Origin of the sequence: Sphingomonas sp. LT1P40, from assembly GCF_036663835.1 — a bacterium.
GTDB lineage: Bacteria > Pseudomonadota > Alphaproteobacteria > Sphingomonadales > Sphingomonadaceae > Sphingomonas.
The window spans coordinates 647,824-670,367 of record NZ_JAXOJT010000001.1; the positions used below are offsets into that span (position 1 = coordinate 647,824).

General features: G+C 63.4%; 21 protein-coding genes and 2 tRNA genes. 15 read left to right on the plus strand and 8 right to left on the minus strand.

What is annotated here, in order from left to right; all coding sequences use genetic code 11:
- Positions 1-6 precede the first annotated feature (6 nt).
- On the minus strand, positions 7-681 hold the full coding sequence (locus tag U1702_RS03000) for a 4-carboxy-4-hydroxy-2-oxoadipate aldolase/oxaloacetate decarboxylase (protein ID WP_332721920.1): 675 nt from the start codon (positions 679-681) through the stop codon (positions 7-9).
- Between the two features lie 115 nt (positions 682-796).
- Between U1702_RS03000 and U1702_RS03005 the strand changes: the two genes are divergently transcribed.
- From U1702_RS03005 to U1702_RS03040, 8 genes are all read left to right on the plus strand, one after another.
- Positions 797-1,996, plus strand: coding sequence for a LysR family transcriptional regulator (locus U1702_RS03005; protein ID WP_332721922.1), 1,200 nt, complete (start codon positions 797-799; stop codon positions 1,994-1,996).
- A 53-nt stretch (positions 1,997-2,049) separates the two neighbouring features.
- Positions 2,050-2,913, plus strand: coding sequence for an NAD(P)-dependent oxidoreductase (locus U1702_RS03010; protein ID WP_332721924.1), 864 nt, complete (start codon positions 2,050-2,052; stop codon positions 2,911-2,913).
- Positions 2,910-3,929, plus strand: a complete 1,020-nt coding sequence (locus tag U1702_RS03015) for an amidohydrolase family protein (RefSeq protein WP_332721926.1) — start codon at positions 2,910-2,912, stop codon at positions 3,927-3,929. Before U1702_RS03010 ends, U1702_RS03015 begins: the two co-directional genes overlap by 4 nt.
- Before the next feature lie 136 nt (positions 3,930-4,065).
- Positions 4,066-4,491 (plus strand): protocatechuate 4,5-dioxygenase subunit alpha, encoded by a 426-nt coding sequence (gene ligA, locus U1702_RS03020; protein WP_332721927.1) that lies wholly within the window; start codon positions 4,066-4,068, stop codon positions 4,489-4,491.
- Entirely contained in the window at positions 4,491-5,333 is an 843-nt protein-coding gene (locus U1702_RS03025; protein ID WP_332721929.1) for a class III extradiol dioxygenase subunit beta, read from the plus strand. The genes ligA and U1702_RS03025 overlap by 1 nt, the downstream gene beginning before the upstream one ends.
- A gap of 31 nt (positions 5,334-5,364) precedes the next feature.
- Positions 5,365-6,312, plus strand: a complete 948-nt coding sequence (locus tag U1702_RS03030) for a Gfo/Idh/MocA family oxidoreductase (RefSeq protein ID WP_332721931.1) — start codon at positions 5,365-5,367, stop codon at positions 6,310-6,312.
- Positions 6,309-7,478, plus strand: coding sequence for a 4-hydroxybenzoate 3-monooxygenase (gene pobA, locus U1702_RS03035; protein WP_332721933.1), 1,170 nt, complete (start codon positions 6,309-6,311; stop codon positions 7,476-7,478). The genes U1702_RS03030 and pobA overlap by 4 nt, the downstream gene beginning before the upstream one ends.
- Positions 7,478-8,482 (plus strand): aldo/keto reductase, encoded by a 1,005-nt coding sequence (locus tag U1702_RS03040; RefSeq protein WP_332721935.1) that lies wholly within the window; start codon positions 7,478-7,480, stop codon positions 8,480-8,482. The genes pobA and U1702_RS03040 overlap by 1 nt, the downstream gene beginning before the upstream one ends.
- 156 nt (positions 8,483-8,638) lie before the next feature.
- On the opposite strand, the gene U1702_RS03045 is transcribed toward U1702_RS03040, so the two are convergent.
- The 3 genes from U1702_RS03045 to rpsA form a co-directional block, all read right to left on the minus strand.
- A tRNA-Leu gene (locus U1702_RS03045) sits at positions 8,639-8,724 on the minus strand.
- A gap of 64 nt (positions 8,725-8,788) precedes the next feature.
- Positions 8,789-9,067 (minus strand): integration host factor subunit beta, encoded by a 279-nt coding sequence (locus U1702_RS03050; protein WP_332721937.1) that lies wholly within the window; start codon positions 9,065-9,067, stop codon positions 8,789-8,791.
- 207 nt (positions 9,068-9,274) lie between these two features.
- Positions 9,275-10,996: a 30S ribosomal protein S1 gene (gene rpsA / locus U1702_RS03055; RefSeq protein ID WP_332721939.1), complete on the minus strand. Its 1,722-nt coding sequence runs from the start codon at positions 10,994-10,996 to the stop codon at positions 9,275-9,277.
- A 230-nt stretch (positions 10,997-11,226) separates the two neighbouring features.
- Between rpsA and U1702_RS03060 the strand changes: the two genes are divergently transcribed.
- Positions 11,227-12,618 carry a tetratricopeptide repeat protein gene (locus tag U1702_RS03060; protein WP_332721940.1) on the plus strand — a complete coding sequence of 464 codons (1,392 nt, stop codon included), beginning with the start codon at positions 11,227-11,229 and terminating at the stop codon, positions 12,616-12,618.
- 54 nt (positions 12,619-12,672) lie between these two features.
- Here the strand turns inward: U1702_RS03060 and ald are convergent, their stop codons facing one another.
- Positions 12,673-13,779, minus strand: a complete 1,107-nt coding sequence (gene ald, locus U1702_RS03065) for an alanine dehydrogenase (RefSeq protein ID WP_332721942.1) — start codon at positions 13,777-13,779, stop codon at positions 12,673-12,675.
- A 136-nt stretch (positions 13,780-13,915) separates the two neighbouring features.
- Here ald and U1702_RS03070 point away from each other — a divergent pair, with 136 nt between their 5' ends.
- The 5 genes from U1702_RS03070 to U1702_RS03090 all read left to right on the plus strand — a co-directional run bounded on the left by U1702_RS03070 (position 13,916) and on the right by U1702_RS03090 (position 17,492).
- Positions 13,916-14,386: an Lrp/AsnC family transcriptional regulator gene (locus U1702_RS03070; protein ID WP_332721944.1), complete on the plus strand. Its 471-nt coding sequence runs from the start codon at positions 13,916-13,918 to the stop codon at positions 14,384-14,386.
- 128 nt (positions 14,387-14,514) lie between these two features.
- Complete coding sequence (locus U1702_RS03075; protein WP_332721945.1) at positions 14,515-16,452, plus strand: potassium transporter Kup; 1,938 nt, start codon at positions 14,515-14,517, stop codon at positions 16,450-16,452.
- A 32-nt stretch (positions 16,453-16,484) separates the two neighbouring features.
- Entirely contained in the window at positions 16,485-16,958 is a 474-nt protein-coding gene (locus U1702_RS03080; RefSeq protein ID WP_332724551.1) for a 2'-5' RNA ligase family protein, read from the plus strand.
- Positions 16,959-17,023: 65 nt separating this feature from the next.
- A tRNA-Met gene (locus U1702_RS03085) sits at positions 17,024-17,100 on the plus strand.
- A gap of 77 nt (positions 17,101-17,177) precedes the next feature.
- The gene (locus U1702_RS03090) at positions 17,178-17,492 is read left to right on the plus strand and encodes a hypothetical protein (RefSeq protein ID WP_332721947.1); all 315 of its coding nucleotides are present in this window, start codon (positions 17,178-17,180) and stop codon (positions 17,490-17,492) included.
- Between the two features lie 17 nt (positions 17,493-17,509).
- On the opposite strand, the gene U1702_RS03095 is transcribed toward U1702_RS03090, so the two are convergent.
- The 3 genes from U1702_RS03095 to U1702_RS03105 form a co-directional block, all read right to left on the minus strand.
- Positions 17,510-17,707 carry a hypothetical protein gene (locus U1702_RS03095; RefSeq protein WP_332721948.1) on the minus strand — a complete coding sequence of 66 codons (198 nt, stop codon included), beginning with the start codon at positions 17,705-17,707 and terminating at the stop codon, positions 17,510-17,512.
- 71 nt (positions 17,708-17,778) lie between these two features.
- A complete protein-coding gene (locus U1702_RS03100) occupies positions 17,779-17,988 on the minus strand; it encodes a cold-shock protein (protein ID WP_332721950.1) in 210 nt (69 codons plus the stop codon).
- A 182-nt stretch (positions 17,989-18,170) separates the two neighbouring features.
- Positions 18,171-18,644, minus strand: a complete 474-nt coding sequence (locus U1702_RS03105; RefSeq protein ID WP_332721952.1) for an Lrp/AsnC family transcriptional regulator — start codon at positions 18,642-18,644, stop codon at positions 18,171-18,173.
- Positions 18,645-18,763: 119 nt separating this feature from the next.
- On the opposite strand from U1702_RS03105, the gene putA reads away from it, so the two are divergent.
- Entirely contained in the window at positions 18,764-22,369 is a 3,606-nt protein-coding gene (putA, locus tag U1702_RS03110; RefSeq protein ID WP_332721954.1) for a trifunctional transcriptional regulator/proline dehydrogenase/L-glutamate gamma-semialdehyde dehydrogenase, read from the plus strand.
- The last annotated feature ends 175 nt before the right edge of the window (positions 22,370-22,544 follow it).

Here is a 22,544-nt window from a genome sequence, read left to right on the forward strand (position 1 = left end):
GCGTTGTCACTCATACTTCAAACCCATCTCTGCGAGCCGCCCGCGCATGTCGTAGATGTCGAGGCCGAGCTCGCCCGCTGCCAGCCGCTTGCGTTTGGACTCCTCATTCGCCTCGCGGGCGCGGGCCTTCTCCAGCACCGAAGCGGCATCTGCACGCTTGACCACGCACACGCCATCGTCATCCGCCACAATCACATCGCCCGGTTCGATCGCCGCGCCTGCGCAGACGATCGGCACGTTGACCGACCCCAGTGTGTTTTTGACCGTCCCCTGCGCGAACACCGCTTTCGACCAGACCGGGAAGCCCATTTGGGTCAAATCGCGCACGTCGCGGATACCGGCGTCGAGGATCAGCCCGCGACATCCATGCGCGATTGCGGAGGTGGCGAGGAGGTCGCCGAAATAGCCGTCGACGCACGGGCTGGTCGGCGCGAGGACGAGGATGTCGCCTTCCTTCAACTGCTCGATTGCGACGTGCAGCATCCAGTTGTCACCGGGCGGCGCGGAAATGGTGACGGCGTTCCCGGCGACGCGCGCACCGGCGTAAATCGGCCGCATGTAATGGGCGAGCAGGCCGATGCGGCCTTGTGCTTCGTGGACCGTCGCGACGCCGCATTCGCCCAGCGCATCGACAATGTCCAACGCGGTGCGGAGGATGTTTTGAACGACGCGTCCACTCATGGGTGATTGTCCTTGGGCAAATAGAACCGGGGTTGTGACCGATCCGTACATCGGACGCGACATGTTCGCTTTCCGAACTTGCCCTAACCCATAAGATTTTGCGATACATGGCGACGTGATCCAGCCATTCGATCTCAACCTGCGTCATTTGCGCGCGCTCAACGATGTCGTGACACAGCGGACATTGAGCCGCGCGGCGGAGGCGGCGGGACTGTCGCAGCCGGCATTGACTCAGGGGTTGGGCAAGGTTGAGCGGCAGCTGGGCGTGATGCTTTTCGACCGGCATCCGGACGGGGTGACGCCGACCGCAGCGGGTCTGGCGCTGGCCGAGCGGGCGGCACGGGCGTTTGCGTTTCTGGCAGCGGCGCGGCGGACGGGGCGGAGCGGACGCGGCTTCTCGCGGCCCGAGCAATTGATGACCGCGACCCAGCTCGAGGCGTTCCTGCACTTTGCCGATGCACAGGGCTTTGCGGGCGCGGCGGCGGTCAGCGGCCTGTCGCAGCCGGCAATCCACCGCGCGATACGCGAGTTGGAGCAGATTTGCGCGACGCCGCTGGCGGAGCGGCGCGGGCGGGGGATGGTGCTGACGCCAGCCGGTCGCGCGCTGGCGCGCGGCGTGCGGCTGGCGGCGGGCGAGATCGCGGCGGGGATTGCGGAAGCGCGCGGCGACGAGGGCGAGGGCGGGCGCGTTGCGGTCGGCGCGATGCCGCTGAGCCGGGCATTGTTGTTGCCGCGTGCGCTGGCGCTGTTCCTGAAGGAATCGCCGAACGCAGTGGTAGACGTGGTCGAGGGTTCCTGGCGCGAACTGGTCGATCCGTTGCTGGACGGGGTGATCGACGTGATGGTCGGCGCGCTGCGCGATGAAGCCCCGCCGGGGGTCGAGCAAGTGCCGCTGTTTACCGATCGGCTGGCGATATTCGGGCGCCGAGGACATCCATTGGAGGGGCGGGCGGTCGATCTGGCCAGGTTGGCGGCGCAGTCTTGGGTGGTCGGGCCGCATGGAACGCCGCTGCGGTCGCATTGGGAGGCGCTGTTCGGCGACGTGAAGCCCGTGGTGCCGGTCGAGTGCGGGTCGGTGATGGTGATCCGGGGATTGCTCGCGCAGAGCGACCTGCTGACCTTATTGTCGCCCGATCAGGTGGCGCTGGAAGTTCAGGCGGGGATGCTCGTGCGGATTGGCCCCGATCTGCCAGATACGATCCGAACGATCGGCATCAGCACGCGCACCGGCTGGCGTCCGACCGCATCCTGGCAACGCCTGATCGACCTGCTTCATCAAGCGACCATTGAAACCAGACTTCAGGAAAATCGATAGGATTCCCCGCAATTCGATTGGTGACCCGCATGGGATATGGACAAGGTCTGCGGATGGGTCCGATCTATACCTTCATTGGCTTTGGCGAAGCGGGGAATGCGTTTGCCCGACCGGGCGTTCGCGCTTTTGACCGTGATACGACGATCCCGGCTGCGCGGCCCGCCAAGTTGGCGGATTATGAAGCCGCTGGCGTGCGGGGATGTGAGACGGCACGCGAAGCCCTGGACGGCGCGGATGCAGTTCTGTCGCTGGTGACGGCGGATCAGGCGCTGATTGCGGCGCGAGACTATGCCCCGTTGCTGACGACCGGGGCGCTGTGGCTGGATATGAACAGCGTGGCTCCCGGCACCAAGCACGCGGCGGTCGAGGTGATCGAGGCGGTCGGCGGTCGCTATGTCGATGTGGCGGTGATGGCACCCGTGCACCCAGTCCAATTGGATGTGCCGCTGTTGGTGGCGGGGCTACATGCCGACGATGCCGTGGCGATGCTGCGGGAGTATGGGTTCACCAAGGTTTCCATCGCCGGGCCGACCATCGGCGATGCTTCGGCGATCAAGATGATCCGGTCGGTGATGGTCAAGGGCGTCGAAGCGCTGACCGCCGAGTGCATCCTGGCGGCGAGCCGTGCGGGCGTGGCGGATGCCGTGCTGGCGTCGCTGGACGCGAGCTGGAAGGCGCAGGGCTGGGGCGAGCGGGTGGACTATAATCTAGACCGGATGCTGGCGCACGGGACGCGGCGTGCGGCGGAGATGGAAGAGGTAGCGAAGTCGCTCGAAGAACTGGGCGTCGATCCGGTGATGACGCGCGGGACGATCGCGCGGCAGCGGACGCTGGGTGCGCTGGGCGTGGCGGTGCCCGACGGGCTGGCGGCGAAGCTGGCGGTGATAGAACAAGCGAGAGAGGAACGGGCCGCGTGATTATCGACTGTCATGGCCATTATACCGTGCTGCCCACGGCGCACGACGCTTGGCGCGAGGCGCAGGTGGCGGCGTTCAAAGCGGGGACTGCGCCGCCGCCCTATCCCAAGATCAGCGATGCAGAAATCCGCGAGACGATCGAGGCGAACCAGCTGCGTCTCATCAAGGAGCGTGGGGCGGACCTGACGATCTTTTCGCCGCGCGCTTCCGCGATGGCACCGCATGTTGGTGACGCCGATGTGGCGAAGGAATGGGCGATCCGCTGCAACGACCTGATCGCGCGCGTGGTGGGGTTGTTTCCCGAGACGTTCGTCGGCGTGTGCATGCTGCCGCAATCGCCCAAGGCGGACATGGCGAACAGCATTGTCGAGCTGGAGCGTTGCGTCACCGAGCTTGGCTTTATCGGGTGCAATTTGAACCCCGATCCGGGCGGCGGGCATTTCACGCATCCACCGCTGACTGATCGATACTGGTATCCATTGTACGAGAAGATGGTCGAGCTGGACGTGCCGGCGATGATTCATGTGTCGGGCAGCTGTAACCCGGCGATGCACGCGACCGGCGGCTATTACATCGCCGCGGATACGATCGCGTTCATGCAGTTGCTGGAAGGCGATCTGTTCGCCGATTTCCCGACATTGAAGTTCATCATCCCGCATGGCGGCGGGGCGGTGCCATACCATTGGGGGCGGTATCGCGGGCTGGCCGACATGCTGAAAAAGCCGTCGGTGGACGAATATCTGATGAACAACGTGTTCTTCGACACCTGCGTATATCACCAGCCCGGCATCAATCTGCTGGCCGAGGTGATCGAGAACAAGAACATCCTGTTCGGCTCGGAAATGGTCGGTGCGGTGCGCGGGATCGACCCGACCACCGGTTTCTATTTCGACGACACCAAACGCTATGTCGATGCGCTGGATATCAGCGATGAGGCGCGTGCGGCGATCTTCTCCGGCAATGCACGGCGGGTATTTCCGCTGCTGGATGCGAAGTTGCGGGAGCGGGGGCTGTGATGGGACACCTGCTCTCCTCCTTCCACCGTCACCCTGAACTTGTTTCAGGGTCCACCCATCCACAGGCGACTGCGTCGCTGGTGGCACCGTGGATGCTGAAACAAGTTCAGCATGACGGAAGTAAGGGATGTGTGTCGTGAGCGGCTGCGAACCCAAGGCACCGACTGACATCCACGCCTATCTCGCCGAGATGGAGGACATTCCCGGCACGCGCGTGTTTACGGCGGCGCGGGCGCGTCAGGGCTATCAGCTCAACCAGTTTGCGATGAGCCTGATGAAGCCGGAAAACCGCCTGGCGTGGAAGGCGGACGAGACCGCATATCTGGACGAATGGCCGCTGAGCGATGCGCAGAAGGCGGCGGTGCTGGCGCGCGATTACAACGCGCTGCTCGATCTGGGCGGGAATATCTATTTCCTGGCCAAAGTGTTCTCGACTGACGGCCTCAGTTTCTTGCAGGCGGTGAGCACGATGAGCGGCATGTCGACCGAGGATTATCAGGCGATGATGAACGCCGGGGGGCGTTCGCCCGATGGCGTTCGTTCTATAAAGGAGGGCAAATAATGGCCCGGATTACCGCCGGCGTGGCGTCGAGCCATGTGCCGTTGCTGGGCGTGGCGCACGACCAGAAGAAGGACCGCGACGCCTATTTCGATCCGATCTTTGCCGGATATGACTGGACCCGCGAATGGGAGAGGGCGGCGAAGCCCGACGTCGTGATCCTGGTCTATAACGACCATGCGTCGGCATTCGACATGAAGATCATCCCGACCTTCGCGATTGGGTGCGGCGAGCGTTATGCACCGGCCGACGAGGGCTGGGGACCGCGCGTGGTGCCGGACGTCATCGGGCATCCCGACCTGGCGTGGCATATCGCGCAGAGCCTGATCCTCGACGAATTCGATATGACGATCATCAACGAGATGGACGTCGATCACGGGCTGACCGTGCCACTGTCGATGATGTTCGGCGATGTGCAGGAATGGCCGTGCAAGGTCATCCCGCTGGCGGTCAACGTCGTCACCTATCCGCCGCCATCGGGCAATCGCTGCTGGGCGCTGGGCGAGGCGATCGCGCGGGCAGTGGCGAGTTTTCCCGAGGACCTGAACGTTCAGGTATGGGGGACCGGCGGCATGAGCCACCAGTTGCAGGGGCCGCGCGCGGGCCTGATCAACGCCGAATGGGACAATGATTTTCTGGACGGCATGATCGGCGATAGCGACCGGCTGCGCCACATTCCGCACATCGAATATCTGCGTGAGACCGGGTCCGAGGGGATCGAAATGGTGATGTGGCTCATCATGCGTGGGAGCTTGGGCAAGGCCACGCGGGTGTTGCACCGGCATTACCATGTGCCGTGCAGCAATACCGCGATCGGACATCTGGTGCTGGAGCCTGTCGCCTGACGGTGGTTCAAAAGACGAAGTGGAGTTGACCATGAAAATCGCACTCGCGGGCGCAGGCGCCTTTGGTGAAAAGCATCTGGATGGGCTGAAGCTGATCGACGGGGTCGAGGTGATCTCGGTCGTCGGGCGGCGGCTGGAGCCGACACAGGCGGTGGCCGACAAATACGGGATCCCGCACGCGACCACCGAACTGGCCGATGCGCTGGCGCAGCCGGGGCTGGACGCGGTGATCCTGTGTACGCCGACCCAGATGCACGCCGCGCAGGCGATCCAGTGCATGGATGCGGGCAAGCATGTGCAGGTCGAAATTCCGCTGGCCGACAGTCTGGGCGATGCCGAGGCGGTGCTGGCGAAGGCTGAGGCGACCGGCCTTGTCTGCATGGTCGGGCATACGCGGCGGTTCAACCCGTCGCACCAGTATATCCACAACAAGATCGTCGCGGGTGATTTGAACCTCCAGCAGATGGACGTTCAGACCTACTTCTTCCGCCGCAAGAACATGAATGCGAAGGGCGAGGCCCGGTCGTGGACCGACCATCTGTTGTGGCATCACGCCGCGCACACGGTCGACCTGTTCGCCTATCAGGCCGGGCCGATCGTTCAGGCCAATGCGATTGAGGGGCCGCATCATCCTGAGTTGGGCATTGCGATGGATATGTCGATCCAGCTGAAAGCTGAAAGCGGCGCGATCTGCACGCTGTCGCTGTCGTTCAACAATGACGGGCCGCTGGGCACGTTCTTCCGCTATATCGGCGACAATGGCACATGGATCGCGCGTTACGATGATTTGCTGACCGGCAAGGAAGAGCCGATCGACCTGACCGGGGTGACCGTCAGCAACAACGGCATCGAGTTGCAGGACCGCGAGTTCATCGCGGCGATCCGCGAGGGGCGTGAGCCGAATTCGAGCGTGGCGCAGGTACTGCCCTGTTACCGGGTGCTCGACGCGCTGGAGAAGCAGCTGGAAGCCACGCGATGAAGACGAAGGTTGCGATCATCGGGGCCGGGCCGTCGGGGCTGTTGCTCGGGCATTTGCTGAAGGCGGCGGGGGTCGACTGTGTCGTCGTCGAGCGGCAGGCGCGCGATTATGTGCTGGGCCGCATCCGCGCGGGCGTGCTGGAGACGGTGACGACTGGCTTGATGACGCAGCTGGGCATCGACAAGCGGATGAAGGCCGAGGGGCTGATCGAGGAAGGGTTCAACCTTGCCACCAACGACGACCTGATCCGCATCGACATCACCGCTCTGACGGGAAAGCATGTCACCGTCTATGGCCAGACCGAACTGACCCGCGATCTGATGGATGCAGCACCCGAGCGCGGGCTGGACATTGTGTTCGAGGCGAAGGATGTCGCGCTATATGATCTGGAAAGCGATGCACCGTATCTGACCTATGTGAAGGATGGCGAGACGAGGCGGATCGATGCGGCGTTCATTGCCGGGTGCGACGGGTTTCACGGGCCGTCGCGCAAGAGCATTCCGGCGAGCGCGGTGCGTGAATATGAGCGGGAATATCCGTTCGGCTGGCTGGGTATCCTCGCCGATGTGCCGCCGTGCCATGACGAGCTGATCTACGCCAACACCGATCGCGGCTTTGCGCTGGCGTCAATGCGGTCGAAGACGCGCAGTCGATATTATATTCAGGTGCCGCTGACCGACAAAATCGAGGACTGGAGCGAGGACCGGCTGTGGGACGAACTGGCGGCGCGGTTCGACCCGATCAGCACGCATGGGGTGACGCGCGGGCCCGCACTGGAAATGTCGATCGCGCCGCTGCGGAGTTACGTGTTCGAGACGATGCGGCATGGGCGGTTGTTCCTGGCCGGGGACAGCGCGCATATCGTGCCGCCGACGGGGGCCAAGGGGCTGAATCTGGCGGCGTCGGACGTTGCCTATCTGTCGACTGCGCTGATCGCTTGTCTAAAAGCTGGGGATGAGCGCGGGCTGACGGGCTATCAGACCAAGGCGCTGGCGCGGATCTGGAAGGCGGAGCGGTTCAGCTGGTATCTGACCAAGCTGATGCATCGCTTTCCGGAGGATGGCGATTTCGAGCATCGCATGCAGGCGGCGGAGCTTGCTTATGTCGCCGAATCCACGGCAATGCAGACGGCGATTGCCGAGAATTATGTGGGGTTGCCGCTCTGATGCCATTGCCGACACGCGACATCGGTCCGTTGCGGGTTTCCGCAATCGGGTTGGGCTGCATGAATTTGAGCCACGCCTATGGCACGCCGCCGAGCGAGGCCGAGGGCGAGGCGCTGCTGAACCGCGCGCTCGACCTGGGCGTGACGTTCCTCGACACGGCGGCGCTCTATGGCGGCGGGGCAAACGAGCGGCTGGTGGGCAAGGTGATGCACCGCCGCCAAGAGTTCACGCTGGCGAGCAAGTGCGTGCTCGACATGCACGAAGGACGGCGCATTCTGGACGGATCGCCCGAAGCGATTGCGCGGACGCTGGAGGGTGCGCTGACGCGGCTGGGGACCGACCATATCGACCTCTATTATTTGCACCGGCTGGATAAGCGGGTGCCGGTCGAGGACTCGGTCGGCGCGCTGGTGCGGGCGAAGGAAGCGGGCAAGATCGGCGCGATCGGGCTGAGCGAGGTTTCCGCTGAGACGATCGCGCGGGCGCATGCGGTGCATCCGGTTGCGGCGGTGCAGAGCGAGTATTCGCTGGCGGTGCGCAATCCGGAGGTCGCGGTGATCGACGCCTGCCGGCGGCTTGGAATCGGGCTGGTCGCGTTTTCACCGGTCGCGCGGGGGATGCTGGCGGACGGCGTACATGACGATGATTATGTGAAGGGCGATATTCGCGTGACGATGCCGCGTTTCGTCCAGCCGCAACTGTCACGCAATCTGGAACTGGTGGCGAAGTTCAACGCACTGGCCCACCGGGCGGGGATGACCCCGGCGCAGCTGGCGCTGGCGTGGGTGATGGCGCAGGCGCCGTTTATTGTGCCGATCCCGGGAACGCGCAGCATCGCGCATCTGGAGGAGAATGTGGCCGCTGCGGTGATCATACCGAAGCCCGAGCTGCTGGAAGAGCTGGACGCGCTGTTCCCGGCCAATGCGCTGGTTGGGCCGCGCTATGTGGCGGCGATGCAGGCGCAGATCGATACCGAATTTCTGCACGGTGAAGAAATAGCGTAATTTGTGGAGAGTGCGGCACCGGCCAGTGTCCGGTGATTCAGGTCATGCCGGGGGCATGACCGACCGGATACTCCCCCACCCGGCCACTCATGGAATACATTGACGTTGGGTGGCCGGGTGGGGGAGCGGGCCGGTGCCGTCTTACCAAAAGGACACTGGTGCGGGCGGGGGGACTTGAACCCCCACGGGCCAAAGCCCAACGGATTTTAAGTCCGGTGCGTCTACCATTCCGCCACGCCCGCGCGCGGGAGATCGTCTATCGGCGATTGCAGAGGGTGCCAAGCGGATTGGCGCGGTGCGTAACGCTCACACGTTCAGGCGCGCGCGCATTTCCTTGCCGGGCTTGAAATAGGGAACGCGCTTTGCGTTGACATCGACGGTCTCGCCGGTGCGCGGGTTGCGGCCCGTGCGGGCGTCGCGCGCGCGGGTGGAAAACGCCCCGAAGCCACGCAGTTCGACGCGGCCATTGGCGATCAGGCGGCCGGTAACTTCCTCGAAGAATACATCGACGATATTCTCGATCTCACGCACCGACAGGTCGGGATTTTCCACCGACAGCATCTGTACGAGTTCCGAACGGATCATCCCCGCATCCCCAAAAATCGGCACATCGCCGGTACGTGGTCGCGCTCAAAATCGGGCGGACCATGTTTGCGGTCCCGTTTTACGCCCGTTTCCTTACCTGCATCAATCGAATCTTGCGGCTGTGCCCCCGGATTTGGAACGGCCGGGCGCGAAACCGTTGAAATGATTGGCGAGGCGGGCGGAAAAAACCGCCCGCCCCGCACCCAATCACTTCTTCTCTTCGCGTGCCTTGAGGGCTTCGCCGAGAATGTCGCCCAGCGATGCGCCCGAATCGGACGAACCATATTGTGCAACGGCCTGCTTCTCTTCAGCGATCTGCATCGCCTTGATCGAGAAGGTCGGCTTCTTCGAGCGATCGACACCCGTCACCATCGCGTCGAACTTCTGGCCGACCTGATAGCGCTCGGGGCGCTGCTCGTCGCGGTCACGACCCAGGTCGGTACGCTTGATGAAGCCGGTCGCGCCATCGTCGCCGACCTGAACTTCGAGGCCCGCGTCGCGGACTTCGAGGACCGTCACGGTGACAACCTCGTTCTTGTTGACGCGTGCGCCGGCACCGCCAGGAGCGGCTGCCGCCGCGGTCGAAACACCGCCACGCTCAAGCTGCTTCATGCCGAGGCTGATGCGCTCCTTGTCGGCTTCGATCGCCAGGACGACTGCCTTGACCATCTCGCCCTTGCGATGAAGCGCCAGTGCGTCCTCGCCCGAGATGCCCCATGCGATGTCGGACATGTGGACCATGCCGTCGACGTCGCCTTCCAGACCGATGAACAGGCCGAATTCGGTGGCGTTCTTGACTTCGCCCTCGACTTCAGTGCCGACCGGATGCTGGTCGGCGAATGCCTCCCACGGGTTCTGCTGAGCCTGCTTCAGGCCAAGCGAGATGCGACGCTTTTCCTGATCGACTTCGAGCACGATCACTTCGACTTCCTGCGAAGTGCTGACGATCTTGCCAGGATGGACGTTTTTCTTGGTCCAGCTCATTTCGCTGACATGGACGAGGCCTTCGATGCCTGCTTCCAGTTCGACGAACGCACCATATTCGGTGATGTTGGTCACGCGGCCCGACAGCTTTGCGCCGATCGGATATTTGACGCCGGCGCCATCCCACGGATCGCTCTCAAGCTGCTTCATGCCAAGCGAGATACGCTGGGTGTCGCGGTTAATGCGGATGATCTGAACCTTGACGGTGTCGCCGATGTTCAGGACTTCCGAAGGGTGATTGACGCGCTTGTAGCTGAGATCCGTGACGTGCAGCAGGCCATCGATGCCGCCCAGGTCGACGAACGCACCGTAATCGGTGATGTTCTTGACGATACCGTCGATCACCTGGCCCTCGGCCAGCGACAGGATCAGGCCCGAACGCTGCTCGGCACGGTTCTCTTCGAGGACCGCGCGACGCGAAACGACAATGTTGCCGCGCTTGCGATCCATCTTGAGGATCTGGAACGGCTGCGGCAGGTCCATGAGCGGCTGCACGTCGCGCACCGGACGGATATCGACCTGCGAGCCGGGCAGGAATGCCACGGCGCCCGACAGATCGACGGTGAAGCCACCCTTGACGCGACCGAAGATGACGCCCTCGACGCGGTTGCCCTGCGAGAATTCGAGTTCCAGCGTGTCCCATGCGGCTTCGCGGCGAGCGCGGTCGCGGCTGAGCATCGCTTCGCCCTGCGCGTTCTCGACGCGATCGACATAGACCTGAACTTCGTCGCCGACCTTCAGGTCGGCGGCCTGGCCAGGCGCTGCGAACTCGCGCAGCGGCACGCGGCCTTCGCTCTTGAGGCCGACGTCGATGATGGCGAGGTCGTTTTCGATCCCGGTTACGGTGCCGATGACAACGCGGCCTTCAAAGCTTTCTGCGCCGCCGAGGGTCTGTTCGAGAAGGGCCGCGAAATCATCGCGGGTTGGGTTTGCCGAAGTGGCCATAAAGGGTTCAGTCCTGTCTGTCGTTTTTCCGGCCGGCTGGTTGGTTCCAGCGGTCTTGAAAGGCCGAATTGCCGTGGCGACCGAATGTCGATCACGGCATCCGTTGAACAGGCGCGGGTTGGAGGTTCCTTAGCGCTTTGCATGAAAGCGAAAATGGCGCGTGAGAATGAATCTCCGCGCCGCCCTCCGCGAGCACCTGCTCGTCGGACGGGCGCGCCTTACTGCCAAAGGTGGAAAAGAGCAAGCTGCGATGGTGTTTGTCAGTTGTGGTTTGCCGGTCACCGGCGCAGCCTCGCCGCATGCGATTCTGGCTTATAACCGCAGGCGCGATGATTCTGACGCCGGTCGCTGCTACAGCGGCGCAGGTGCCGCTGGACACAGAGGCGTGCGTAACGGTGCAAGATGCGCCGGCGACGTGCCTGTCAACGCTGGTCAAGGCGGCTGGCGATGCGTTCACCAAAGGCGAACCTGCGATTGTCGAGCGCTATGCGGCGCGGGCCATTGCCGTTGCCAAGGCCGCGTCGGTACCCCCCACGATCGAACTGGGGCAAGCCTATAATCTGCTTGGCACTGCGGTTGCCGAGCTGGGGAGCCTGCCGGAAGGCGCGTCCTATTATGCGCGCGCGATCGAAATCTATGATGGACTGGCCAATGCCGATCACGACAAACGGATCGCGCTGCACAATCTGGGCTGGAATCTGTCGGACCGGCGCGAATTCGATGCCGCCGGAAACGCATTCGCCCGCGCGTTGACGATCGCCCGATCGCTCAAGGATCGGGATGGCGAATACCGGGCTTATGAGGGGCTTGGGGTCGTTCAATACAACGCCGGCCGTAATGCTGAGGCCGATGAGACGCTTCGTCGAGCATTGGGCGTCGCGATCCAGCTGTGGGGTGACAATGACGCCGAAACGGGACGCGCCTATCGCATGTTGGGGCTCAACCTGGATGCCCAGGCCCGCTACGACGATGCCGAACCGATTTACCGCAAGGCGTTGTCGATCTTCGTTAAGACGCATGGCGATAAGCATGTCCTTACGCCAATGACCTACTTTAATCTGGCAGGCACGCTCCTCGCTTCGGGAAAGTTTAAGGAGGCGGCCAAGATGTTCGGTCGCTCCCATGTGATGTATGTCGCGCTGAAGGGTGCGGGGCATCCGCAAACCGTGGCCGTGGCGTTTCAGCTGGGGCAGGTGCGGTGGGAACTCGGCGACGAGCGCGGCGGCCTAACGGTCATGGAAGAATCGATGGCAGCGATGGCCAAGGTCAGCGGCAACGAGGACATGACCTATGCTGGCCAGCAAAAGCTGCTCGCAATGTTCCTGCACCAGGTGGGTCGGCATGACGAAGATGAGCGGCTGCGGCGTGAATCGCTGGCAACCTATACCAAACGGTTGTCACCGACCGACGGCAGCCTGATCGGTGCGATGGCGGAGTTCGGAACGCTGCTATTGTTCCATGAAAAACCGGCGGAGGCGCTGGCCTATCATCGACTTGCAGCTACCCGATTGACGAAACGTCTGGCAGATTCTTCGCGCGATTCCATTCTGCTGAACGAGCGGAATCGAAAACGCAGCTATTATCGAATGCTTGTCACGACGCTGTGGTTCGTGGGTCCTTAGGACAGGGTGCCCGCCGCCCCCAAGGGAGGGGGGGAGGGGACGGCGGAACCCCGGTTACGGCTGCCAGGCCGTGAAAGGCAGATCGAGTGCTTCGGCGACGGCTTCGTGGGTGATGCCGCCGCGATAGACGTTGAGACCGTTGGCGAGATGCGGATCGGCGGCCATTGCAGCTTCCGCACCCAGATTGGCCAGACGCATCACGAACGGCAAAGTTGCATTGTTGAGCGCGAATGTGCTGGTGCGCGCGACTGCGCCAGGCATGTTTGCGACGCAGTAATGGATGACGCCGTCGACTTCATAGACCGGGTCGTCATGCGTGGTGGCATGGCTGGATTCGAAACAGCCGCCCTGATCGATCGCAATATCGACCAGCACGCTGCCGCGCTTCATCGTCTTGAGCATCTCGCGGGTGACGAGCTTCGGGGCCGCCGCGCCGGGGACGAGGACCGCGCCGATGACGAGATGCGCGTTCTTGACTGCCGCTGCGATCGCCGACTTGCTGGCATAGGCGGTCTTGATCTGGCTGCCGAAATGCATGTCGAGCTCGGCGAGGCGGGTGTTGTTGATGTCGTAAATGGTGACGTCGGCGCGCAGGCCCGTCGCCATCTGTGCGGCGTTGATGCCGGAGACGCCGCCACCAAGGATAGCAACACGTGCTGGCGCGACACCGGGAACGCCGCCGAGCAAGACGCCGCGACCGCCCTGTTCCTTTTCGAGGTAATGCGCGCCCACTTGGACGGACATGCGGCCGGCGACTTCGCTCATCGGCTTCAGCAGGGGCAGACTGCGGTCGTGGGCGGTGACGGTTTCATAGGCGATGCAGGTCGCGCCGGACTTCATCAGTCCCTCGGCCTGTGCCTTGTCGGCGGCGAGGTGGAGGTAGGTGAACAGCGTGTGGCGCGATTCCAGCAGAGCGATTTCCTGCGGCTGCGGTTCCTTTACCTTCACGATCATGTCGGACTGGGCGAATACCTCGGCTGCGGTGGCGACGATGCGCGCGCCGGCGTCGACATAGTCCGAATCCTCGAAATCGATGCCCATGCCAGCGTTGGTCTCGACGACGACCTCATGCCCGGCGGCGGTCAGTTCGGACACCAGCGGTGGGGTCAGGCCGACGCGATATTCGTGGTTCTTGATTTCCTTTGGCACACCGACGCGCATGACGATCTCTCCGATTTTATTGTGAGCGGCTGATATCCCGAAACATGCCCGTGAATCTGTGCAAAGTTATGTGCTATGAATGGGCTTGAGACATGAATATGCTGAAAATCGAGCAGTAACAGGGATATCATGCAAAATGGACAGGATTGACGCTGCGATCCTCAAATTGCTGTCGGGCAATGCACGTGCTCCCGTCAGCCAGATTGCCGCACAGGTAGGGCTGTCGCAATCGGCCTGTACGCGCCGGATTCAGGCGCTGGAGGCGTCGGGGCATATTCAGGGTTATGGCGCGCGACTGGGGCTGCGGCGGCTGGGGTTCAGCGTAACGGCGATGGTCGACATCACGCTGGGGACCGAGGTGGATGAGGATCTGGCGCGGTTCGAGCGTGCGGTGGCGGAGATCGACGGCGTGGTGGAGTGCGCGCTGGTGTCGGGCGGGTACGATTATCGCCTGAAAGTGCTGTGCCGCGATCTGGACGATTACGAACGGCTTCATCGTGAGAAAATGGGGCGACTTCCGGGCGTGGTGAAGATCAGTTCCAGTTTCGTGCTGCGTTCGGTGCCCACACGCAGCGAGGCAGACGCACTGTTCCAGCCAAGGGGGTAAGGGGACCCGTGCAATGGGTTCAGTTGCGGGCCATTGCTGCGCATGCTAACGGCGCGCCTGTTTCAACGGACAGGCAACCGGTCTGACATGAGGTTTTCGTCACTCGTCATGGTACGTAAAGTCCCCTCATGAGCCCCGATCAGGCCAGCGGCCCGATTCCCGAATCCGAGACAGATCAGCCCCATGCCCATGGCCGCGACAAGGCCATTGCCAAGCTGGTAGTGGGCGCGATCGGCATCGTATTCGGCGATATCGGCACCAGCCCGCTTTACGCGTTTCGGGAGGCCTTTGCCGGGCATCATCCGCTGGCGCTCGACGAACTCCACATCATGGGCGTCATCAGCCTGATGTTCTGGTCGATGCTGCTGATCGTGACGCTGAAATATGTCACGATCATCATGCGCGCGGACAACAAGGGCGAGGGCGGCAGCCTTGCGCTATTGGCGCTTATTAACAGCGTCAGCGGGCAGAAAAGATGGACGGCGGGGATCGTGATCCTGGGCGTGTTCGCAACCGCGCTATTCTATGGCGATTCGATGATTACCCCTGCGGTTTCGGTGCTGTCGGCGGTAGAGGGCATCGCGGTGGCCGCCCCCGCTTTCTCAAACTGGATCATCCCGATCGCGATCGGGCTGCTGGTGCTGTTGTTCTCGATCCAGCGCAGCGGGACCGAGCGCGTAGGGACGCTGTTCGGGCCGATCATGCTGATCTATTTTGCGACGATCGCCACGCTGGGCGTGCTGAGCGCGGCGCAGACGCCGGAAATTCTGTGGGCATTCTCGCCCATATATGCGGTGAACTTCTTCCTGACCGATGGCCTCGCGGCATTTCTGGCGCTGGGTGCGGTCGTGCTGGCGGTGACCGGTGCCGAGGCGCTGTACGCCGATATGGGGCATTTCGGGCGCAAGCCGATCCGCATCTCGTGGCTGTGGTTCGTGCTGCCCGCGCTGATGCTCAACTATATGGGGCAGGGCGCGTTGCTGATGCGCGACGCGACGGCGATCCAGAGTCCATTCTATATGCTTGCCCCCGAATGGCTGCGACTGCCGCTGGTGGGGCTGGCGACGATGGCCGCGATCATCGCATCGCAGGCGGTGATTACCGGGGCTTTTTCGGTGACTCAGCAGGGCATCCAGCTGGGCTTTATCCCGCGTTTGCGGATCACGCACACCAGCGAGTCGACGGCGGGGCAGATTTATATTCCGCTGATAAACTGGCTGTTGCTGGCGATGATTATCATCCTGGTGCTGACCTTCCAGTCCTCGTCCAACCTGACCGCCGCTTATGGTATCGCGGTGACCGGGGCGATGCTGATCGACAATTGCCTTTTGGCGGTGGTGCTGTTCACGCTGTGGAAGTGGAAGAAGCGCTACGCGATCCCGCTGCTTTCGGTGTTTTTCCTGATCGATCTGGCCTATTTCACCGCCAACCTGACCAAGGTGCCGGACGGGGGCTGGTTCCCGCTGTTCGCGGGCGTGGTCATCTTCATCCTGCTGACCACATGGGCCAAGGGTCGCCGGCTGATGGTGGCGCGGATGCGGGAGGGGGCGATGCCGATCAAGGTGTTCATCCAGTCCGCCGCAGGTTCGGCCACGCGCGTACCGGGGACGGCGGTGTTCATGACATCGACGCCGGAAGGGGTGCCGCATGCGCTGCTCCACAACCTCAAGCATAACAAGGTGCTGCACGAGCGGGTGATCCTGCTGACCGTGAAGATCGCCGACGTGCCCTATGTGCCGGAGGAAAAGCGGGTGAAGCTGGATGATCTGGGGCAGGGGTTCCACCGCATGATGATGTATTACGGCTTCATGCAGGAGGCCGATGTGCCGGGCGCGCTGAGCAGTGCCGGGCAGGGCACCGGCGGCGTGTGCGGCGGTGCGTTCAACATGATGGACACCAGCTTCTTCCTCTCGCGCCAGACGCTGTTGCCGTCCGAGCGGCCGGGGATGCGGATCTGGCGCGAGAAGCTGTTCGCGTGGATGCTGCGCAACGCCGAAAGTGCAATGGAGTTTTTCCGGTTGCCGACGAACCGCGTGGTCGAGTTGGGCAGCCAGGTGGAAATTTGAAGGTTCCCGCGCCGATCATCGTGACGGCGCTGATGGGCAGATCGGATCAGGCAGTGTTCGACGCCCTGCGGCGCGAGCATTTTCCGCCCGAGCGTAACGTGCTCGACGCGCATCTGACGCTATTTCATCATTTGCCGCCGTCGGCGGAGCACGAGCTGAAGCACCGGCTGACGGGCCTCACGCGGGGGCTGCGGGCACCGGTTGCGCGCGCCGCAGGGCTGATGTCGCTGGGGCGTGGTGTGGCGGTGCGGATCGAGTCGCCCGGCTTGACCGCGATCCGGCACGAATTATGCGATGCGTTTGCGGGGATGCTGACGCCGCAGGATGCGGGCGGATGGCGGCCGCATGTTACGATCCAGAACAAGGTCGCACCTTCGATGGCAAAGCTGTTGCTAGGTGCACTGGCAAAGGATTTTCGTCCGCGCGAGGTCGAGATCGCCGGACTGGGGGCATGGTGGTATCGCGGCGGACCGTGGGAGCCGATTTCGCGGCACATGTTCGCTTGACCGCCCCGGCAACGCCACTTATGTGCGCCCCTCGCCCGCGCCATTTGGCCGGGCCGCCTTGGTAGGGCGAAGTAGCTCAGTTGGTTAGAGCGGTGGAATCATAATCCATAGGTCGGGGGTTCAAGTCCCTCCTTCGCTACCATTTCAAACAGCAGTTTAGTCGCCCTTGCCGTGCCGGTCCATCCAGCGCCACGAACGATCGTTGCGGATGTCGCGGCTGTGCTGACGGGCGCGGTGCTTGATCAACGCGCGCGTGCAAAGCGCCGCCGCAGCAAGCACGACAATGCAAACCAGCGCTATGAGGATATCGGGGTGGATCAGATTTCTCCCGCTGCAACCGCGCGCCGCAAGAAGCGGGGCGGTGGGGCCGGAGGGTCGGTCCGCGCCGATCGTTGGAAGGGCGCGGAGCGGTTCATGTCGTCAGCCCAGAACTTCGATCGCGGCGGCGCGCGCAATGGCGGCCATGCGGCGATCGGAGACGGGCGAATGGGTCGGTCTGGTCTTCGAGAATCCGTCGAAGCGGCGGTCACGTAACAAAATGCTGTTCAAATTCATGCTGGTTCCTGTTGAGGGGTATTGGTCGATGCCTCGCGCACAGCGCGCGCGCGATCGACGGTTTCCTGTCGCTGCGCCATGGCCAGCCATGCGGCTTCGGCACGCAGCGAGCGATCGCGGACATTGTCTAAAGTGGCCGAGTCAGCTTCTGCGCGGGCGCGTTCGGCATGCTGGCGATAGGTATTCTGGGTCATATGGGCAGCCTCGCTGAAGAAAAGACTGGACGCCGCATCACGCGGCGCCCGGCTTCAAAGCGTGCTGAGTGTCAGGCGCTCTGGATGTTGACGGCGGCCATCTTGCCCTTGCGGTCCGGCTCGAGGTCATAGCTGACGCGCTGGTCCTGCGTCAGTGTGCCCATGCCCGACTGCTCCAACGCCGAAATATGGACAAATGCGTCGCCGCCACCTTCATCAGGTGCGATGAAGCCATAGCCCTTGTCAGCGTTGAAGAATTTGACGGTGCCGGTGATGGCCATGGGATATTCCTTCTTCGGGTCCGGGCCGCTCGTCGGCACCGGGATGCTGCAGGGAATGCAGAAAGAAGGAAGTGGGGGCCGCAAAGCTCCAAAAACCGTCGATTTGCGACTGTAGCGATATCGAAGATACACCTTTGCATCGCTTTATTCAAGGCGGGCGGGATTTTGCCTTGATTTGGCAACTACGTGGCGGCGTCTCGAATCGTCTCCATCGCCACGAATGTGGACGTGCTCGCAACATAGGGAAGGCTTGAGATATGCTCGCCCAGCACCGCACGATAGCGGCGGATATCGGCGGTGCGGACTTTCAGCAGATAGTCGAAGCTGCTGGCGATCATATGGCATTCCTCCACCTCCGGGATTTTGAGGACGGCGCGGCGGAATGCCTCCAGTGCTTCCTCGCGCGTGTCGGACAGTTTGACCTCCGCAAAGGCGACGTGATCGAGACCGAGGCGGACGGGATCGACGATCGCGCGAAAGCCGCGGATCGTACCGTTGGCGATGAGGCGTTTGACGCGGACCTGACACGGCGTTTTGGACAGGCCGACGCGCGCGGCGAGATCGGTGATCGAGATGCGCCCGTCGTGCCGCAGGATATCGACGATCTTGCGGTCGAACAGGTCAAGATCGCTGTGATCGAGGGCTTGTGTGGGCATATTGCCTGTCGATAGTCGAAAATGAGATGCGATTGATACGCCTAAAGCGTTTCAAAAGTCCAATCGCCATGCTGAATGCTGATAGCATGGCGCATTCGCTTCGTTCGACAGGGTGAGCCATGACCTATTTCGCCAGCTTCGCACCGCCCGTCAGCCCACAGACGCCACTGCGCACCGCGATTACCGCCGCCTATCGCCGCCCGGAACCCGAATGTCTGGTCCCTTTGGTCGCGCAGGCAACGCTGCCCGAGGGGACGCGCGAGGCGGCGAAGGCGACGGCTGGGACGCTGATTACAGCGTTGCGGGCGAAGCATAAGGGCACCGGGGTCGAAGGGCTTGTTCAGGAATATGCGCTGTCGAGCCAGGAGGGCGTGGCGCTGATGTGCTTGGCCGAGGCGTTGCTGCGGATTCCCGATGCGGCGACACGCGACGCGCTGATCCGCGACAAGATTTCGGATGGCGACTGGAAAAGCCATGTCGGTGACGGTCGGTCGCTGTTCGTCAATGCCGCGACCTGGGGGCTGGTGGTGACCGGCAAGCTGACCGGGAGCGTCAATGACGCCGGGTTGGGTGCGGCGCTGACGCGGCTGATCGCGCGGGCGGGGGAGCCGGTGATCCGCCGCGGCGTCGACATGGCGATGCGGATGATGGGCGAGCAGTTCGTGACCGGCGAGACGATTGCCGAGGCGCTGAAGCAGGCGCGTCCGCTGGAGGCGCGCGGGTTCCAGTATAGCTATGACATGCTGGGCGAGGCGGCGACGACGATGGCAGACGCCGACCGCTATTACCGCGATTACGAGAATGCCGTGAACGCGATCGGTACGGCGTCAGCGGGGCGCGGTGTGGTCGGCGGGCCGGGGATTTCGATCAAGCTGTCGGCGCTGCACCCGCGTTATGTCCGTGCGCAGGCGGGGCGGGTGATGGCCGAGCTGTTGCCGCGCGTGAAGGCGCTGGCGGTGATCGCCAAGGGCTATGATATCGGGTTCAACATCGATGCGGAGGAAGCGGATCGGCTGGAGCTGTCGCTCGACCTGCTGGAGGCATTGGCGCTCGATCCTGATCTGACGGGCTGGAACGGGTTGGGGTTCGTGGTGCAGGCCTATGGCAAGCGCTGTCCGTTCGTGATCGACTGGATCGTCGATCTGGCGGACCGGGCGGGGCGGCGGATCATGGTTCGGCTGGTCAAGGGCGCCTATTGGGATGCCGAGATCAAGCGGGCGCAGGTGGACGGGTTGCCGGACTTTCCGGTATATACGCGCAAGGTGCATACCGACGTCGCCTACATCGCATGTGCGCGAAAGTTGCTGGCGGCGAAAGACAGGGTTTTTCCGCAGTTTGCGACGCATAATGCGCAGACGCTGGCAACAATTTACGAGATTGCCGGACCCGATTTCGTGGTTGGGGACTATGAGTTTCAGTGCCTGCACGGGATGGGCGAGCCGCTGTATGACGAGGTGGTCGGGGCGGACAAACTCAACCGCCCGTGCCGCATTTATGCGCCGGTGGGGACGCATGAGACGTTGCTGGCCTATCTGGTTCGGCGGTTGCTGGAGAATGGGGCGAACTCGTCCTTCGTCAATCGCATCGCCGATCCCGAGGTTTCGGTGGCGGACCTGGTGGCCGATCCGGTCGATGCGGTGCGGTCGATGGATGTGGTGGGGGCGAAGCATCCGCTGATCGCGCTGCCCCCCGATCTCTATGGCGAACGCGCCAATTCGGCTGGGCTGGACCTGTCGGACGAGACGGTGCTGGCGGCGCTGGGCGAGGCGCTGGAGGCAAGCGCGGCGGCGGGATGGGCGGCGGAGGCGGGGCATCGTCTCGGCACGTCGCGGCCGGTATATAACCCGGCTGACGGCAAGGATGTCGTCGGCACGGTTGTCGAGGTCAGTGCCGATGCGGCGCGGGCGGCGGTGGATGCAGCCGGGGCCGTGGCAGTTGAGTGGGCGGCGGTGTCGCCGGTCGAGCGGGCTGCATGCCTGGATCGCGCGGCCGACCTGATGCAGGACCGCATGCCGATCCTGCTGGGCCTCATCATGCGCGAAGCGGGGAAATCCGCGCCGAATGCGATTGCCGAGGTGCGCGAGGGCATCGATTTCCTGCGTTATTATGCACAGCAGGCGCGGGCGACTTTGGGTGCGGCGCACAAGCCGCTGGGACCGGTGGTGTGCATCAGCCCGTGGAATTTCCCGCTGGCCATTTTCATTGGTCAGGTCGCGGCTGCCTTAGTCGCGGGGAATCCGGTGCTGGCCAAGCCCGCCGAGGAAACGCCGCTGATCGCGGCGCAGGGCGTGGCGATGCTGCATGAGGCGGGGGTTCCGGCTGAGGTGCTTCAGTTCGTGCCGGGCGACGGCGCGATCGGGGCGGCGCTGGTCTCGGCGAGCGGCACGCAGGGGGTGATGTTCACCGGGTCGACCGAGGTCGCGCGGATCATCCAGAAGGAGTTGGCGAAGCGGTTGACGACGGATGGCGCGCCGGTGCCCTTCATTGCGGAGACTGGCGGACAAAATGCGATGATCGTCGATTCATCGGCGCTGGCGGAGCAGGTGGTGGCGGACGTGATCGCGTCGGCGTTCGACAGCGCGGGACAGCGTTGTTCGGCGCTGCGCATATTGTGCGTGCAGGCCGATGTGGCGGATCGCGTGCTGGCGATGCTGAAGGGCGCGCTGCACGAATTGTCGATCGGGCGCACCGATGCGGTAAGCACCGATATCGGCCCGGTCATCACCGCTGAGGCAAAGGGAAATATCGAAAAGCATATCGAACGGATGCGCGGTATGGGCCGCGCGGTCGAGCAGATCGAACTGGCGGGAGAGACCGCGCAGGGGACGTTCGTGCCGCCGACGATCATCGAGCTGGACAGCATCGCCGATCTGGAGCGCGAAGTGTTCGGGCCGGTGTTGCATGTCGTTCGCTACCAGCGCCGCGATCTGGATCGGGTGATCGATGCGATCAACGCGACAGGCTATGGCCTGACGTTCGGGCTGCACACGCGGCTGGACGAGACGATCGAGCATGTGACGCAGCGGGTGGAGGCGGGGAACCTCTACATCAACCGCAACATCATCGGCGCGGTGGTCGGGGTGCAGCCGTTTGGCGGGCGCGGGCTCTCCGGCACCGGGCCAAAGGCGGGCGGACCGCTGTATCTGGGGCGGTTGGTGCAGGCGGCAACCGTGCCGGCGGGGATCGATTCCACCGCCGCCGATCCGGCGTTGCGCGATCTGGCGCTGTGGCTGGACGCGAATGGCGACAGCGATGCGGTGCGCGCGGCGGGCGAAGCTTCGCTGCTGGGCGCGCAGGTCGAATTGCCGGGGCCGGTGGGGGAGACGAACCTCTACACGCTGCACCCGCGTGGACGCATCCTGTTGCTGCCGCAGACGTGGGAAGGGCTGTTACAGCAGATTACGGCGGTGCTGGCGACGGGGAACGAGGCGGTCGTTGGTGGCGCAACTGGGTTGCGTGGCTTGCTGGCGGCACTCCCCGCGCGCGTCGCGGCTCGGGTTCGTGCGGTCGAGGACTGGCAGGCGGCCGGGCCGTATGGCGGCGCGCTGATCGAGGGCGATGCGGCGACGCGGCAGGCGGCGCTGGCGGCGATCGCCGAAATGCCGGGGCCGATCGTGCTGGCGCAGGCGGGCGAGCCGCGGCTCGACTGGTTGCTGGAGGAGGTTTCGACCTCGATCAACACGACGGCGGCGGGGGGCAATGCGAGTTTGATGGCGATGGCTTAGAACATGTTGTCATTCAGCCCTTGCGGGGCTGCAAAGCGCGATTTACTCCGCTCCGGTGCTCACGTGCCTTAAGCACGCTGCGCTCCGGTGCTCGCAAATCACCCTTTTCGCCGCCGCCTGAGCAGAATGACAACATGTTCTGACACGAACCTGCCGCTATTCTTCTTTGCGGCAG